Origin of the sequence: Mesorhizobium sp. M2E.F.Ca.ET.209.01.1.1 (assembly GCF_004010375.2) — a bacterium.
Lineage (GTDB): Bacteria > Pseudomonadota > Alphaproteobacteria > Rhizobiales > Rhizobiaceae > Mesorhizobium.
Genome location: NZ_SADP02000003.1, coordinates 152611 through 166926, shown reverse-complemented (window position 1 = coordinate 166926; position 14316 = coordinate 152611). Strand labels below are relative to the sequence as shown.

The window sequence follows — 14316 nt, the reverse complement described above, 5'->3', positions numbered from 1 at the left end:
TTTGGAGGACAAATATGGCCGGTTTACCGACCACGGCACGCGTAGTGATCATCGGAGGCGGTGTCGTCGGCTGCTCATCGCTCTATCATCTCTGCAAGGCGGGCTGGACCGACTGCGTGCTTCTGGAAAAAAACGAGCTGACCTCCGGCTCGACCTGGCATGCCGCCGGCAATGTGCCGACCTTCTCGTCGTCCTGGTCGCTGATGAACATGCAGCGCTATTCCACCGAGCTTTACCGGGGTCTGGCCGAAGCGGTCGACTATCCGATGAACTACCATGTCACCGGCTCGCTGCGGCTCGCCCATACGAAGGAGCGCATGCAGGAATTCCAGCGCGCCAAGGGCATGGGCCGCTACCAGGGCATGGATATCGACGTCGTCGGCCTCGACGAGATCAAGCGCCGCTACCCTTTCATCGAGACGCATGAATTGAAGGGCGCGCTCTACGATCCGAGCGACGGCGACATCGACCCGGCGCAGCTGACACAGGCTTTAGCCAAGGGCGCGCGCGACATGGGCGCAAAGATCATCCGCTTCTGCCCGGTCAGCGGCGTACGCCGCGAGAACGGCGAATGGGTGGTCGAAACACCGCAGGGAGATATCCGCTGCGAGATCGTGATCAACGCCGCCGGCTACCGCGCCGCCGAGGTTGGAAAAATGTTCGGCCGCGCCGTGCCGATGATGGTGATGAGCCATCAGTACATATTGTTCGAGGAGATTCCCGAGCTTGCGGCCTGGACGAAGGAGCAGGGTCACAAGCTGCCGCTGCTGCGCGACGTCGATACGTCCTACTACCTGCGCCAGGAAAAGAGCGGCATGAATCTCGGCCCCTATGAGCGCAATTGCCGCGCGCATTGGGCGACCCACAACGATCCGATGCCGGAGGATTTCTCCTTCCAGCTTTTCCCCGACGATCTTGACCGTCTCGAGCACTATCTCGCCGACGCTGTCGCCCGCGTGCCGATCCTCGGCACCGCCGGCCTCTCCAAGGTGATCAACGGGCCGATCCCTTACGCGCCGGACGGCAACCCGCTGATCGGGCCGATGCCCGGGGTGCCCAACGCGTTCGAGGCCTGCGTCTTCACCTTCGGCATCGCGCAAGGGGGCGGCGCCGGCAAGGTGCTGGCCGAATGGGTCACCGAGGGCCAGACCGAATGGGACATGTGGTCCTGCGATCCGCGCCGTTTCACCAGCTTCGCCTCGGCGCCTGACTATTGCGTCGCCAAGGGCATGGAGATCTACGGCAACGAATACGCCATCCAGTTCCCGCGCCATGCCTGGCCGGAGGGGCGCAATCGCAAGCTGTCGCCGCTGCATGAGCGCATCAAGGCGCTGGGCGGCCAGTTCGACGCCTATAATGGCTGGGAACGCGCCACCTGGTATGCGAGGCCGGGCGACGATACCTCCGAAGAAGCGACGCTCACTTTCCGACGCGAAGGGCCGTGGCACCGGGCCGTGCGGGAGGAATGCCTCGCCGTGCGCGATGCCGCCGGCATCCTTGATCTACCCGGCTTCTCACGCTTCAACCTCGAAGGTCCGGGCGCCGCCGACTGGCTGTCGCTGCAGGTCACCGGCCTTGTGCCGAAGCCTGGCCGCATCGGCCTCGTCTATTTCTCCGATGACAAGGGCCGCATCGTCACCGAAATGTCGGTCGTGCGTCACGGCGAGGACCAGATGACACTGATCACCGCCGCTGTGGCGCAATGGCATGACTTTGAATGGCTGAAGTCGCGCATGCCCGCAGACGCTGCCTTCACGCTGACCGACCGGACCGAGGAATACTCGACGCAAATCCTCGCCGGCCCGAACTCGCGAAAAATCCTGGCGGAGGTCTGCGACGCCGACTTGACCCTGCCCTGGCTGACGCATCAGGAAACGACCATCGCAGGACGCTGGGCAAAGCTGGTGCGCGTCTCCTTCGCCGGCGAGCTCGGCTGGGAAATCCACACCAAGGTTGCCGACACGACGGCCGTTTTCGACGCCGTCTGGGCCGCCGGCCAGAAGCACGGCCTGAAACCCTTCGGCATGTATTCGCTGGATTCGCTGCGGCTCGAAAAAGGCTACCGCGCCTGGAAGGGCGATCTGTCGACCGACTATTCGATCCTGCAGGGCGGACTCGAGCGCTTTGTCAAATGGGATAAGCCCGAGTTCCGCGGCAAGGCGGCCTTGCTCAATGAGAAGCAGCAAGGCGTGAAGAAGCGCTTCGTCACGCTGGTCGTCGAGAACCCCGGCGACTGCGACGCGCCCTATATGTCGACGCTCTGGCATGACGGCAGGATCGTCGGCGAGACGACATCCGGCGGCTGGGGTCACCGTGTCGGCAAGTCGATCGCGCTAGGCATGCTGCGAGCCGATCTCACGGAGCCGGGCACGGCGGTCGAGGTCGAGATTTTTGGCGATCGCTTCAAGGCCGTCGTGCAGAAGGACGAGCCGCTCTGGGATCCGAAGAATGAGAGGCTGAGAGCCTGATGCCAAGACCATCGAAGCGCATTACCGCTATCGTTCCTTCCGGAAAGGACGGCTGGGAGGTCCATTCGGCCGCCTGGGCCCGTCAGCAAGCCGGCGAGGACATCATCATGCTGTCGGTCGGCGACCATGACTTCGACACGCCGTCGGAAACGATCGAAGCCTGCGTCAACGCCGTGCGCGGCAGCAACCATCATTACACGCCGCTGCCCGGCCTGCCGCGCCTGCGCAAGGCCATGGCGGCGGCGTCCACCGCATGCACCGGCATCGAGACGGAGCCCGACGAGATCATCGCAACGCAAGGCGGCCAGGCCGCGCTTTATGCCGCCGTGCAGACCGTGCTCGATCCCGGCGACCACGCCATTGTCGTGGCGCCCTATTACGCCACCTATCCCAACACCTTCAGCGCCGCCGGCGCGACTTTCACCGTGGTCGAAACGCCTGCGGAAGACGGTTTCCAGCCCCGCGCCGACATGATCCGCGCAGCGCTGAAGCCCAACACCCGTGCCATTCTGATCAACACGCCGAACAACCCGACCGGTGCCGTCTATTCACGCGAGCGGCTGGAGGAATTGGCCAAAATCTGCAAGGAGCACGATCTCTGGCTGCTGTCCGACGAGGTCTACTGGACGCTCGGCGGCGGCGAGCATATCTCGCCGCGCTCGCTGCCCGGCATGGCCGAGCGCACGCTGGTCGTCAATTCCATGTCGAAAAGCCATGGCATGACCGGATGGCGCATGGGCTGGCTGACCGGCCCGACAGAGATGATCCGGCTGCTCACCGACCTCAATCTGGTGACGACCTACGGCCTGCCGGCCTTCATCTCGATCGCCTGCGCCGAAGCGCTCGAGAACCACTATGGCGTGAAAGAGATCGCCGAGCGCTACGCGGCGCGCCGCGCCCTGATGCTGGAGGCCGTGCGCGGCATGAACGACGTCACCGTGCACGGCTCGGAAGGCGGCATGTATGTCATGCTCGACATCTCGTCCATCGAGCCCGACGACGAGAAATTCGCCTGGGGCCTGCTCGACAAGGAGAAGGTCGGCGTGATGCCCGGATCGAGCTTCGGCGAAGCCGCCGCCGGCCACATCCGCATCAGCCTCTGCCAGCCCGAGCCCATCCTCAAGGAAGCAGCGCTTCGCTTGCGCCGCTTCGCCTCCAACTACCGCCGCGAGGCCGCATGACCAAGACCATCCCCAGCAAAGCCCGCGCCGTGATCATCGGCGGCGGCGTCTCCGGCTGCTCGGTCGCCTATCACCTGGCCAAGCTCGGCTGGACCGACATCGTGCTCTTGGAGCGCAAGCAGCTCACCTCAGGCACAACCTGGCACGCGGCCGGCCTGATCGGCCAGTTGCGCGCCTCGCAGAACATGACGCGGCTGGCGAAGTATTCCGCCGACCTCTACGTCAAACTCGAAGCCGAAACCGATGTCGGCACCGGCATGCGCCAGGTTGGCTCGATCACCGTGGCGCTGACCGAGGAGCGCAAGCACGAGATCTACCGGCAGGCCTCGCTGGCCCGCGCCTTCGATGTCGACGTGCGTGAGATTTCGCCGCGCGAGGTCAAGGAGATGTACCCGCATCTCAATGTCGCGGATGTGGTCGGCGCGGTGCACCTGCCGCTCGACGGCCAGTGCGATCCGGCCAACATCGCCATGGCACTGGCCAAGGGCGCGCGCCAGCGCGGCGCGACAATCATCGAGAACGTCAAGGTCACCAAGGTTCATACGAAGAACGGCCGCGTCTCCGGCGTGTCATGGGCGCAGGGCGAGGATCAGGGCACGATCGAGACCGACATCGTCGTCAACTGCGCCGGCATGTGGGCGCGCGAGCTTGGCCGGCAGAACGGCGTCACCATTCCGCTGCATGCCTGCGAGCATTTCTATCTCGTCACCGAGCCGATCCCCAGCCTCTCTCGCCTGCCGGTGCTGCGCGTCCCGGACGAATGCGCCTACTACAAGGAGGACGCGGGCAAGATGATGCTCGGCGCCTTCGAGCCGGTCGCGAAACCCTGGGGCATGGACGGCATCCGCGAGGATTTCTGCTTCGACCAGTTGCCCGAGGACATGGACCATTTCGAGCCGATCCTCGAAATGGGCGTCAACCGCATGCCGATGCTGGGCACCGCCGGCATCCATACCTTCTTCAACGGCCCCGAAAGCTTTACTCCCGACGACCGCTACTATCTCGGCGAGGCGCCGGAGCTCGCCGGCTACTGGATGGCGACCGGCTACAATTCGATCGGCATTGTCTCCTCCGGCGGCGCCGGCATGGCGCTGGCGCAATGGATCAATGACGGCGAGGCGCCCTTCGACCTCTGGGAAGTCGACATCCGCCGCGCCCAGCCGTTCCAGAAGAACCGCCGCTACCTCAAGGAGCGCGTCTCCGAAACGCTCGGCCTGCTCTATGCCGACCATTTCCCCTACCGCCAGATGGCGACCTCGCGCGGCGTGCGGCGCTCACCCCTGCACGAGCACCTGAAGGCGCGCGGCGCGGTGTTCGGCGAGGTGGCGGGCTGGGAGCGCGCCAACTGGTTCGCCCGCGAAGGCCAGGAGCGCGAATACCGCTATTCCTGGAAGCGGCAGAACTGGTTCGACAACCAGCGCGACGAGCATCTCGCCGTGCGCAACGGCGTCGGCCTGTTCGACATGACCTCCTTCGGCAAGATCCGCGTCGAGGGCCGCGATGCCTGCGCCTTCCTGCAAAGGCTCTGCGCCAACGACGTGGACGTCGCGCCCGGCAAGATCGTCTACACCCAGATGCTCAACCAGCGCGGCGGCATCGAGAGCGACCTCACCGTGACGCGGCTTTCGGAGACGGCCTATTTCCTCGTCGTGCCCGGCGCCACGCTGCAACGCGACCTTGCCTGGCTGCGCAAGCATGTCGCGGATGAGTTCGTCGTCATCACCGACGTCACCGCCGCCGAAGCCGTGATCTGCGTCATGGGTCCGGAGGCTCGGAAACTGATCCAGAAAGTCAGCCCGAACGATTTTTCCAACGAGGCCAATCCGTTCGGCACGTTCCAGGAGATCGAGATCGGCATGGGGCTGGCCCGGGCTCATCGCGTCACCTACGTCGGCGAGCTCGGCTGGGAGCTCTATGTCTCGACGGAGCAGGCGACCCACGTCTTCGAGGCGATCACCGATGCCGGCGCCGATGTCGGCCTGAAGCTCTGCGGGCTGCATACGCTGGATTCCTGCCGCATCGAAAAGGCTTTCCGCCATTTCGGCCACGACATCACCGACGAGGATAATGTGCTGGAGGCCGGCCTCGGCTTTGCCGTCAAGACGAGCAAAGCAGGCTTCATCGGCCGCGACGCCGTGCTCAGGAAAAAGGAGGCCGGCCTGTCACGCAGGCTGGTGCAGTTCCGCCTGAAGGACCCCCAGCCCCTGCTCTTCCACAACGAGGCGATCCTGCGCGACGGCCGGATTGTCGGCCCGATCACCTCGGGCAATTACGGCCACCATCTCGGCGGCGCGATCGGGCTTGGCTATGTGCCCTGCCACGGCGAAAGCGAGGCGGACGTGCTGGGCTCATCCTACGAGGTCGAGATCGCCGGCGAGCGGTTCGCGGCGGAGGCTTCGCTTAAGCCGATGTACGATCCGAAGGCGGAACGGGTCAGGATGTGATCTCTTCCTTCTCCCCGTTCCACGGGGAGAAGGTGCCCGAAGGGCGGATGAGGGGCAGCGCCAGCCTCTCGCAAGTTCGCGCCGCCCCTCATCTGGCTGCCGCCATCTTCTCCCCGCAGAACGGGGAGAAGATGGCTAACCTCAAAACCGCTCCAGCTTCGCCCTCACCTTCCCCAAAAACGCCGCCCGGCTCTTCGGCGTGGACGAATCCATCAGATAGTGCGCCAGGAAAAATGTCTTGCAGCGCGTGGCGCACAGCGCCCGCATGCCGCGTAAAATCGTCTTGCGGCCCGGCTGGCCGACGACGACGCTCCACCACGTCGGCGCGCCGCAGGTGGTGATGACGCCGACCTTCGTCACATGCCGCATCAGCGATGTGATCCGCCCCTTCCCCGTCGGCAGCTTGAAGGCAATGTCGGTCGCCCAGACCCGGTCGAACCAGCCCTTCAGCATCGCCGGCAACCCGTACCACCAGGTCGGATAGATGAAGAGGATCGCCTCTGCCCACATAAGAAGGTCGAAATGCGGCTTGAGCGCCGGATCCTCAGGTGCCCGGTCGTTGTAGAAGCGCCGCTCCTCGCAGCTCATCACCGGATTGAAATTCTCTGCATAGAGGTCGAGCAAACGCACATCCCAGCCTCTTCGCGTCAGCACCTCGATCGCCGTGTCGCGGATCGCTGCGCAGTAGCTTTCGGGAACCGGATGGCAATAGACCACCAGCACGCGCATCAGAAGGCGTCCATTGTCGCTGCGACCCTCGCCATGAAGGCCTTGCGCGTCTCATCGGTCGAAAGATTCATCGAATAATGCGCGAGATAGGAGACGGGAGCGCCGGGCAGAATCGTCGCTCGCAGCATGCGCTTGACGATCTTGCGTGGCGGGTCGCCCATCAGCATGGCGCGAAAGCGGCTGCCGCCATAGGTGGTGACGGCCGCCATCTTGCGGATGTTATGCAGCGTCGGCCGCACCTTGCCGTCGACCAGCTTGAACGACACGCCTGGCAGGAAGACGCGGTCGAAAAAACCTTTCAGGATCGCCGGATAGCCGTAGTTCCAGACAGGGAAAGACAGCACCAGCGCTTCGGCATTTTGCAGCCTTTCGACATAGCCGGCGACTGCGTCTGCAGGACTGCGCTGGTCGTGATAGCCGAGCCGCTCAGTCCGTGTCAGCCGCGGATCGAAATCCTCGGCATAGAGATCGCAGTCATCAATCGTATGACCCGCCGCGGTCAGGCGCTCGACGATCGTCCGGTGCAGGCCGGCGTTGAAGCTGGTCTCCACCGGATGCGCGTAAAGCACTAGGATGTTCATCAGCCCGCCTTTTGCAGGCCCTTGAACAGGAAGGGCTTGCCCGAGCGATAATCGTAGGCAGGGTTTTCCCAGGCGATCATCTTGCCCGGGTTCAGCAGGCCTTGCGGATCGGTCTCGCGCTTGAAGGCAAGCTGCACATCGTCCGTCCGCTTCATGCCGCCCTCCTCCAGCGTGTAACGGTGCGGGTTGAAGATCCAGCAGCCATTGTCCTCGTGGATGCGGATGATCTCATTGAGCCGCTCTTCCGTGGTGTAGCGCACCAGCGGCAGGCCGGCGGCGCCGATCGCGCCGTCGAAGCGTATGAATTCGAGATGCGCCGGCACCTCATTGCCGAAGCGGTCGACCATCGCCTTGACGTGGGCGAGGTGATCCGGCGACGGATAGCGCGCCTGCAAGTAGGTGATCGTCGGATCGACCCGGATCGCCCGCAGCGTCGTGTGGTTCCAGGTCAGTTCATAGGCCGGCGGGAGCCCTTTGAGATCGGCCTCCTGGTCGGCCCGGAACACGATCTCGCCCCTGGTGCTGCGCACGAAAGCGACAAAGGCGTCCATCGCGTGCGGCGCGATCATGCACACCACGATGCTCTGCTCGCGCCGGAAGAATTTCTGGTGCCGCTTGAAATAGTCGTAAGGGATCGGCGCGGCGATCGGCGTGATCAGCTTGGCCAATATCCCGTCCTGCACGGCGAGGTCGTTGCCGAAGCCGGCCGCATCCATGAAATCGTCGAAGCCGACGATGACGTCGATCCAATCGTAGGAAGCCGTCAGCGGCATCTCGACCTCGGTGATGATGCCGTTGGTGCCATAGGCGTGCATCACCCTGAGCACCTCTTCGCCGGTCAGGTCCATGACGCGTGGCTCGGCTTCCATCGTCACCGTCCGCAGGCGAATGACGTTGCCGAGGTCGCGCAACCCGCCCCAGCGGATCGAGCCGACGCCGCCCGATCCGCCGGCGACGAAGCCGCCGATCGAGGCGGTGTTGTAGGTCGAGGGCGACATGCGCAGTTCCTGGCTGGAATGCGCCCGGGTCGCCTTGTCGATCTCGGCCAGAACAGCGCCCGGCCCCGTCACCACGCGTCCCGGCGCGATCGACTTGATCGCGTTCATTTCGGCGAGGTTGAGCACCACGCCCCCCGACAACGGCATCGCCTGCCCGTAATTGCCGGTGCCGCTGCCGCGCGGCGTCACCGGAACCCCGTGCCGATGGCATGCTGCAAGCACGCGGACCACCTCGTCCTCGGTCTTCGGTGTGACGATCAGGTCGCCTTTGACATGATCGAGTTGCGCCTTCAGCACCGGGCTGTACCAGTAGAAGTCGCGGCTCTTCTGCTGGACGATGGCCGGATGGTCGTCGATCTTGATCCCGTCGAGATCGCGCTTCAGCGCTGCGATGTCCATCATCCCACCATCAATTCGTCGAGTTCGGCATAGTCGGGCAGTTGGCGTTCGATCGCCCTGCCCTCGCGCACCACGATGCGATCCGATTCGGGCCGCGACAGCAATTCGGTCCAGCTCCGTCCCTTGAAGACGATGAAGTCGGCGCTGCCGCCGGCGGCAAGCGTGCCGGCGCCGTCGAGCCGCATCACCTCGGCCGGCGTCGCCGCGACGGCCCTCGGCCAGTCGCCGACCGGATGGTCGAAATGCAGGATGCGCGTCGCCATCCGGTAGACTTCGAGCATGTCGAGATCGCCATAGGCGTAGAACGGATCGCGCGTGTTGTCGGAGGCGACCGCCACCTTGATGCCGCGCGCCTTCATCTCATGCAGCAGCGTCACGCCGCGCCAGCGCGGAGTGGTGTGGTTGTTGCGCCGGTCCTGCAGATAGAGGTTGCACATCGGCAGCGACACCACGGCAAGCCGCGCCTTCGCCACCTTGTCCAGTGTATCCAAAACCTCGAGGTCCGGCTGGCGCGCCAGCGAGCAGCAATGGCCGACCAGGATGTTGCCCTCGAAGCCGTTCCACAGCGACGCCTCGGCGATCTTCTTCAGTGAAACGGCAGCGACATCGTCGGTCTCGTCGGCATGGAAGTCGAGATCGAGCCCATGCGTGATCGCTTCAGCGAAAACCTGGTCGAGCAGTTCCTCGAGATCCGGCACCATATAGGTGACGACGCCAAGCACCCCCTTGGCCGCGGCGACGCGCTTCGCCAGCCGCTCGAACCAGGCTTTGTCACGCACGCCTTCGACGCCGAGCAGGCAGGCGGCCTGCAGATCGATCCTGCCGCGCCATTTTTCGCGCATCGTCTCGAACACCGGCCAGGAGATCTCTTCTTGCGGTCGCACGCTGTCGAGGTGGGTGCGCACAGCCTTGGTACCATGCGCGTAGGCCGAGCGCAGCGAGAAATCCATGCGCCGCGCGACATCTTCCGCGCTCCACCGCGCGGTGCGGTCGGCGCCGGTGGCATTCAGCGCCCCCATGAAGGTGCCGTCGGGATTGGGCTTGCGCGGCCAGATATGGCCCTTGTCGATATGGGTGTGACAGTCGACGAAGCATGGCAGCACGATCCGTCCCGCAAGATCGATCGCATCGGCCGGCGCGTTGGATTTGGCTTGGGCGACGATGCTCGCAATCTTGCCGTCGGCGACGGCCAGTTCAGCGAGCGCAAAACCGTCCGCGTCGAACGGTGCTGCAAGGCCGGGCGTCAGCGACCGATGAACACGGGCATTGGCAAGCCGGTAGGAACCAGAGGCAGGTATCAAGATCTGGTCCTCTTCGCGATTTTCCCTGTCACCACCCTAGCGCTCCTGCTTGAGCGCGCTCTCGTGCCAGCGGCGCAGGATCAGATGCGACACCAGCGACAGCACCAGGAAGATCAATATGCCGGTGAGCGAGATCAGGATCAGCGCCGCGAACAGGCGAGGCGCGTTGAGCCGGTAGCCGGCCTCGATGATACGCGAGGCAAGTCCCGACGATTGCCCCTGCGCGCCTGCGACGAATTCGGCGACCACGGCGCCGATCAGCGACAGGCCGCCGGCGATCTTCAACCCGCCCAGGAAATACGGCATCGCCGCCGGCAGGCGCAGATAGCGCAATTGCTGCCCGCGCGTCGCGCCGTTGAGCTTGAACAGGTCGCGCAGGTTCCGGTCGACGGAGTTCAGCCCGAGCGTGGTGTTGGAAAGGATCGGGAAGAAGGCGACGATCCAGGCGCAGAGCAGCAGTTTGACGGTCTGGTTATTCACATAGATGTTGATCAGCGGGAAGATCGCGACGATCGGCGTCACCTGCAGGACGATGGCGAAGGGGAAGAACGACATCTCCACCCATTTCGACTGCGCGAACAGCACCGCCAGCCCGACGCCGCCGATGACCGCCAGAGCCAAGCTGAGGAAGGTGATCCTGAGCGTCACCAGCAGCGAGGAGAACAACAGCCCGGCATCGCTATGCAGCGTCTGCAGCACCACGCCCGGCCGCGGCAGGATATATTGCGGAATCTCATTCCAGACGCAGATGCGGTCCCACAGCCAGATCGCCAGCACCATGATCGCCAGCGGCAGCACCCATTTGCCGATACGCTCAAGACGCTCCTGGCGGGCGCGGCGCGCCTCCTCGGGGTCGAGCTTCAATGCATTGTCTTCAATGGCCGTCATGGTGCGGTCCGGCGGTTGAGTTGATGGCGTTCACCAGCACGTCCGAGGCCTGCCGGCAAAGCGCGGCATAGTCGGGCGAGGTCCGGAACACCTCGTCGCGCGGATAGGGCGCGCTGATGGGGAGCTCCCCGAAAACGCGGCCCGGCCGCGCGGCCATGACGACGACGCGGCTGGACAGGAAAACGCTTTCGAAGACGCTGTGGGTGACGAAGGCCACGGTGAAGCGCTCGTCCTGCCACAACTCCAGAAGGTCGTTGTTGAGCTTGAAGCGGGTGATCTCGTCGAGCGCCGCGAAGGGTTCGTCCATCAGAAGGATGCGCGGCTTGGTCACCATGGCCCGTGCGATCGAGACGCGCATCTTCATGCCGCCGGAAAGCTCGCGCGGCACAGCATTCTCGAAACCGTTGAGATGGACGCGCGCCAGCATCTCCATGACGGCGGGTTCGGCCTTGGCGCGCGACACGCCCTTCAGCCTCAATGGCAGCCAGACATTGTCGAAGACGCTCGCCCAAGGCAGCAGCGTCGGCTCCTGGAAGACGAAGCCGATGTTCGAGCGGTCGATCGATCCGCGCCAGTCGAGCTGGCCGGAGGTCGGCGTCGACAGGCCGGCGATCAGCCGGAGCGCCGTCGACTTGCCGCAACCGGACGGGCCGAGCAGGCTCAGGAAATCGCCCTCGCGGATCGCCAAGTCGACCTTGCTCAGCGCCGTCACGCCGTTGGAAAAGACCTTGCCGACATTACGCAGCGACAGCAGCATCGGGGCCTCGCCCGATGCCGCTTTCTCAGCCACTTTCTCCTGGATCATCTCAGGCAGGCCGCCTTACTTCTTCAGCTCCAGCCCGACACCCTTGTTGACGAAGGCCAGCGTGTAGGCCTTCTTGATGTCGATACCCGGCTGCGCGACCTTGGCCTTGACCATCTTGTCGTAGAAGCTCTGGATGCGCGCGTCGGTCATGGCGCCGATGCCGAGCTTTTCCGTATCGCCGGAATCGACGACGCCGAACTTCTTTAACTGCTCGATCGAGAAGGCGATCTGCTCATCCGTCATGTCCGGATTATCCTTCTTGATCATGTCGTTGGCGGCTTTGTTGTCGCCGTAGAGATAGTTATACCAGCCCTTGGCCGAGCCATCGACAAAGCACTGCACGACCTCCGGCCGCTTGTCGATCGTGTCCTGCATCACCTCGACGGTCGTCGCATAGGTATCCCAGCCATAATCAGCGAGCAGGAACTGGTTCGGCACGAAGCCGCCCGCCTTCTGCACCGCGAATGGCTCGGACGTGACATAGCCCTGCTGAATCGACTTCTTGTTGGCGATGAAGGGCGCCGGGTTGAAGGTGTAGGGCACGCGCTTCGCCGCATCGAAGCCGAGCTCGGTCACCATCCACTGGAAGAAAGTCTGCGCGCCCTCGTCGCCGAGGATGTACTGGTCAGCGTTCTTGAGGTCTTCCCACTTGTCCAGCCCCTGCCCCGGCTGGGACATGATGACCTGCGGGTCCTTCTGGAAATCGGCGGCGACGACGCGCATCGGGATGCCCTGCTGCACGGCGTCGAAGGCCGACAGCAAATTGCCGCCCATGTAGAAATCGATCTTGCCGGCAAGCAGCATCGGCCGGCCGCTGACCTGCGGGCCGCCCTGCATGATGGTGACGTCGAGGCCGCACGCGGCATAGGTGCCGTCGGCAACGGCCTGGTAGTAGCCGCCATGCTCCGGCTCGGCCAGCCAGTTGGTGCCGAACGTCACCTTCTCGTTTGCGGCAGCAGCCAGCGTGCCCGCCACCAGCAAGGCGATCGAGCCCGCCAGGATCTTCCCATTTCCGATCATAAACTCACCCTCTCTTGGCTCCGGCGCGCAGCGCGCTGGGCTCGACACCATTGGTTCAAGAAGCAAGACACATGCCACCGCCCGGGCCGCCCGCTTGCGCGGCAGTCATTGCCGAGACCGGAAGGGTCATGCTGTACGAAAGGCATCGTGCCTATTTTTTGGACGCCTGTCCATAATCGCCCCGGCGGCATGCACCGCATCTTGTAGCTTTCATGAATCGAGCCTTAGTCTCAAGGCGCAGGAGAATGCCATGCTGAAATACCTCGCCCCCAAGACCATCAAGCCGCCCTTCGCCCGTTACACCCACGGCGTTGAAATACCTGCCGGAAAGCGGCTTGTGCTATGCTCCGGTCAGTTGGGCATCGGGGCTGACGACCATGTTCCCGAGGACGCCGGCGCGCAAGCCGAACTCTGCTTCAAGAACATCGCCGCAATCTTGAGCGAAGCCGGGCTGACCTTGAACGACACCGTGCGCATCAACGCCTTCGTCACCGATCGCGCTTATCTGCAGGCCTATATGGATGTCCGCAACCGGCTCTTTTCCGATCCCGCGCCGGCCTCGACGCTGATGATCGTCTCCGGCTTCGCCCGTCCGGAATTCAAGGTCGAGGTGGAGGTTCTGGCGGCAGGATAGCGTTGCCCGTGGTCAACAAGCGCATTACACCGACCGGAGCGGACGGCAGAGCAATCGGAGACAGAAGTGACTAAAAAACGTGTGTGGTGGGGCGATTACCGGACGACCGAATATGCCTCGATCGACGCGGAGGCGACCATCGCCGTGCTGCCGCTGGCGGCGATCGAGCAGCATGGCCCGCATCTGCCGGTCTCGACCGACACCTCGATCATGATGGGCATGCTTGAGACGGTGATCGCGCGCCTGCCTGACGATCTCGACATCCGCATCTTGCCGGTGCAGGCGGTCGGTAAATCGAACGAGCACCTGCATGCGCCGGGAACGCTGACCTTGCCCGCCACCACCTTGGTCGACGCCTGGACCGAACTCGGCGTGTCGATCGCGCGCGCCGGGGTCAGGAAACTGATCATCGTCAATTCGCATGGCGGCAATGAAGAGATCATGGGCATCATCTCGCGCGAACTGCGCGTGCGCGCGAAGATGCTGTCGGTGAAGACGAGCTGGCAGCGTTTCGGCCGCCCGGCGGGCATGTATACCGAGCTGGAGGACCGTCACGGCATCCATGGCGGCGATGTCGAGACATCGCTGATGCTGCATTTCCGGCCCGACCTCGTCGACATGGGCAAGGCGGACAATTTCGTCTCCAATGTCGGCCGCGCCGAGAAGGAATTCGCCCTGCTGCGCCACACCGGCACGCATGCCTTCGCCTGGATCGCCAGCGACCTCAACCCCAACGGCGTGGTCGGCGATGCCTCGATCGCCACGGCCGAGAAGGGCCGGCTCACCGCCGAGCATCAGGCAGACGGTTTTATCAGCCTGGTCAAGGATGTGCGTAAGGCGAAGCTAACCGACTGGCTGTCGTAGCGGT

General features: G+C 64.0%; 12 protein-coding genes. 5 read left to right on the top strand and 7 right to left on the bottom strand.

Annotated features, from left to right (window positions below):
* Positions 1 to 14 precede the first annotated feature (14 nt).
* The 3 genes from EN852_RS06985 to EN852_RS06975 are packed head-to-tail and all read left to right on the top strand — an operon-like array spanning position 15 to position 6093.
* Positions 15 to 2468, top strand: coding sequence for an FAD-dependent oxidoreductase (locus tag EN852_RS06985; RefSeq protein ID WP_127874265.1), 2454 nt, complete (start codon positions 15 to 17; stop codon positions 2466 to 2468).
* Positions 2468 to 3649, top strand: coding sequence for a pyridoxal phosphate-dependent aminotransferase (locus tag EN852_RS06980; protein ID WP_127874266.1), 1182 nt, complete (start codon positions 2468 to 2470; stop codon positions 3647 to 3649). The genes EN852_RS06985 and EN852_RS06980 overlap by 1 nt, the downstream gene beginning before the upstream one ends.
* Positions 3646 to 6093, top strand: a complete 2448-nt coding sequence (locus tag EN852_RS06975) for an FAD-dependent oxidoreductase (protein WP_127874267.1) — start codon at positions 3646 to 3648, stop codon at positions 6091 to 6093. Before EN852_RS06980 ends, EN852_RS06975 begins: the two co-directional genes overlap by 4 nt.
* A 141-nt stretch (positions 6094 to 6234) precedes the next feature.
* Here EN852_RS06975 and EN852_RS06970 read toward each other — a convergent pair whose 3' ends face one another.
* The 7 genes from EN852_RS06970 to EN852_RS06940 are packed head-to-tail and all read right to left on the bottom strand — an operon-like array spanning position 6235 to position 12814.
* On the bottom strand, positions 6235 to 6822 hold the full coding sequence (locus EN852_RS06970) for an NAD(P)H-dependent oxidoreductase (RefSeq protein WP_127874268.1): 588 nt from the start codon (positions 6820 to 6822) through the stop codon (positions 6235 to 6237).
* The gene (locus EN852_RS06965) at positions 6822 to 7403 is read right to left on the bottom strand and encodes an NAD(P)H-dependent oxidoreductase (protein ID WP_189545764.1); all 582 of its coding nucleotides are present in this window, start codon (positions 7401 to 7403) and stop codon (positions 6822 to 6824) included. The genes EN852_RS06970 and EN852_RS06965 overlap by 1 nt, the downstream gene beginning before the upstream one ends.
* Positions 7403 to 8800, bottom strand: coding sequence for an FAD-binding oxidoreductase (locus EN852_RS06960; RefSeq protein ID WP_127874422.1), 1398 nt, complete (start codon positions 8798 to 8800; stop codon positions 7403 to 7405). Before EN852_RS06960 ends, EN852_RS06965 begins: the two co-directional genes overlap by 1 nt.
* Positions 8800 to 10101: a cytosine deaminase gene (locus EN852_RS06955; RefSeq protein ID WP_127874270.1), complete on the bottom strand. Its 1302-nt coding sequence runs from the start codon at positions 10099 to 10101 to the stop codon at positions 8800 to 8802. Before EN852_RS06955 ends, EN852_RS06960 begins: the two co-directional genes overlap by 1 nt.
* 36 nt (positions 10102 to 10137) lie before the next feature.
* Positions 10138 to 10989: an ABC transporter permease gene (locus tag EN852_RS06950; protein WP_127874271.1), complete on the bottom strand. Its 852-nt coding sequence runs from the start codon at positions 10987 to 10989 to the stop codon at positions 10138 to 10140.
* Positions 10976 to 11794: an ABC transporter ATP-binding protein gene (locus tag EN852_RS06945; RefSeq protein ID WP_127874272.1), complete on the bottom strand. Its 819-nt coding sequence runs from the start codon at positions 11792 to 11794 to the stop codon at positions 10976 to 10978. The genes EN852_RS06950 and EN852_RS06945 overlap by 14 nt, the downstream gene beginning before the upstream one ends.
* A gap of 15 nt (positions 11795 to 11809) precedes the next feature.
* Positions 11810 to 12814 carry an ABC transporter substrate-binding protein gene (locus EN852_RS06940; RefSeq protein WP_095815499.1) on the bottom strand — a complete coding sequence of 335 codons (1005 nt, stop codon included), beginning with the start codon at positions 12812 to 12814 and terminating at the stop codon, positions 11810 to 11812.
* Positions 12815 to 13064: 250 nt separating this feature from the next.
* On the opposite strand from EN852_RS06940, the gene EN852_RS06935 reads away from it, so the two are divergent.
* Together EN852_RS06935 and EN852_RS06930 are read left to right on the top strand one after the other, a co-directional pair.
* Positions 13065 to 13448, top strand: coding sequence for a RidA family protein (locus tag EN852_RS06935; protein ID WP_127874273.1), 384 nt, complete (start codon positions 13065 to 13067; stop codon positions 13446 to 13448).
* Between the two features lie 66 nt (positions 13449 to 13514).
* Positions 13515 to 14312 carry a creatininase family protein gene (locus tag EN852_RS06930; RefSeq protein ID WP_127874274.1) on the top strand — a complete coding sequence of 266 codons (798 nt, stop codon included), beginning with the start codon at positions 13515 to 13517 and terminating at the stop codon, positions 14310 to 14312.
* The last annotated feature ends 4 nt before the right edge of the window (positions 14313 to 14316 follow it).

Excerpts from the sequence above, each read along its gene's own strand:
- EN852_RS06985 (WP_127874265.1), top strand. The coding sequence starts at position 15 with ATGGCCGGTTTACCGACCACGGCACGCGTAGTGATCATCGGAGGCGGT.
- EN852_RS06980 (WP_127874266.1), top strand. The coding sequence starts at position 2,468 with ATGCCAAGACCATCGAAGCGCATTACCGCTATCGTTCCTTCCGGAAAG.
- EN852_RS06975 (WP_127874267.1), top strand. The coding sequence starts at position 3,646 with ATGACCAAGACCATCCCCAGCAAAGCCCGCGCCGTGATCATCGGCGGC.
- EN852_RS06970 (WP_127874268.1), bottom strand. The coding sequence starts at position 6,822 with ATGCGCGTGCTGGTGGTCTATTGCCATCCGGTTCCCGAAAGCTACTGC.
- EN852_RS06965 (WP_189545764.1), bottom strand. The coding sequence starts at position 7,403 with ATGAACATCCTAGTGCTTTACGCGCATCCGGTGGAGACCAGCTTCAAC.
- EN852_RS06960 (WP_127874422.1), bottom strand. The coding sequence starts at position 8,800 with ATGGACATCGCAGCGCTGAAGCGCGATCTCGACGGGATCAAGATCGAC.
- EN852_RS06950 (WP_127874271.1), bottom strand. The coding sequence starts at position 10,989 with ATGACGGCCATTGAAGACAATGCATTGAAGCTCGACCCCGAGGAGGCG.
- EN852_RS06945 (WP_127874272.1), bottom strand. The coding sequence starts at position 11,794 with ATGATCCAGGAGAAAGTGGCTGAGAAAGCGGCATCGGGCGAGGCCCCG.
- EN852_RS06940 (WP_095815499.1), bottom strand. The coding sequence starts at position 12,814 with ATGATCGGAAATGGGAAGATCCTGGCGGGCTCGATCGCCTTGCTGGTG.
- EN852_RS06935 (WP_127874273.1), top strand. The coding sequence starts at position 13,065 with ATGCTGAAATACCTCGCCCCCAAGACCATCAAGCCGCCCTTCGCCCGT.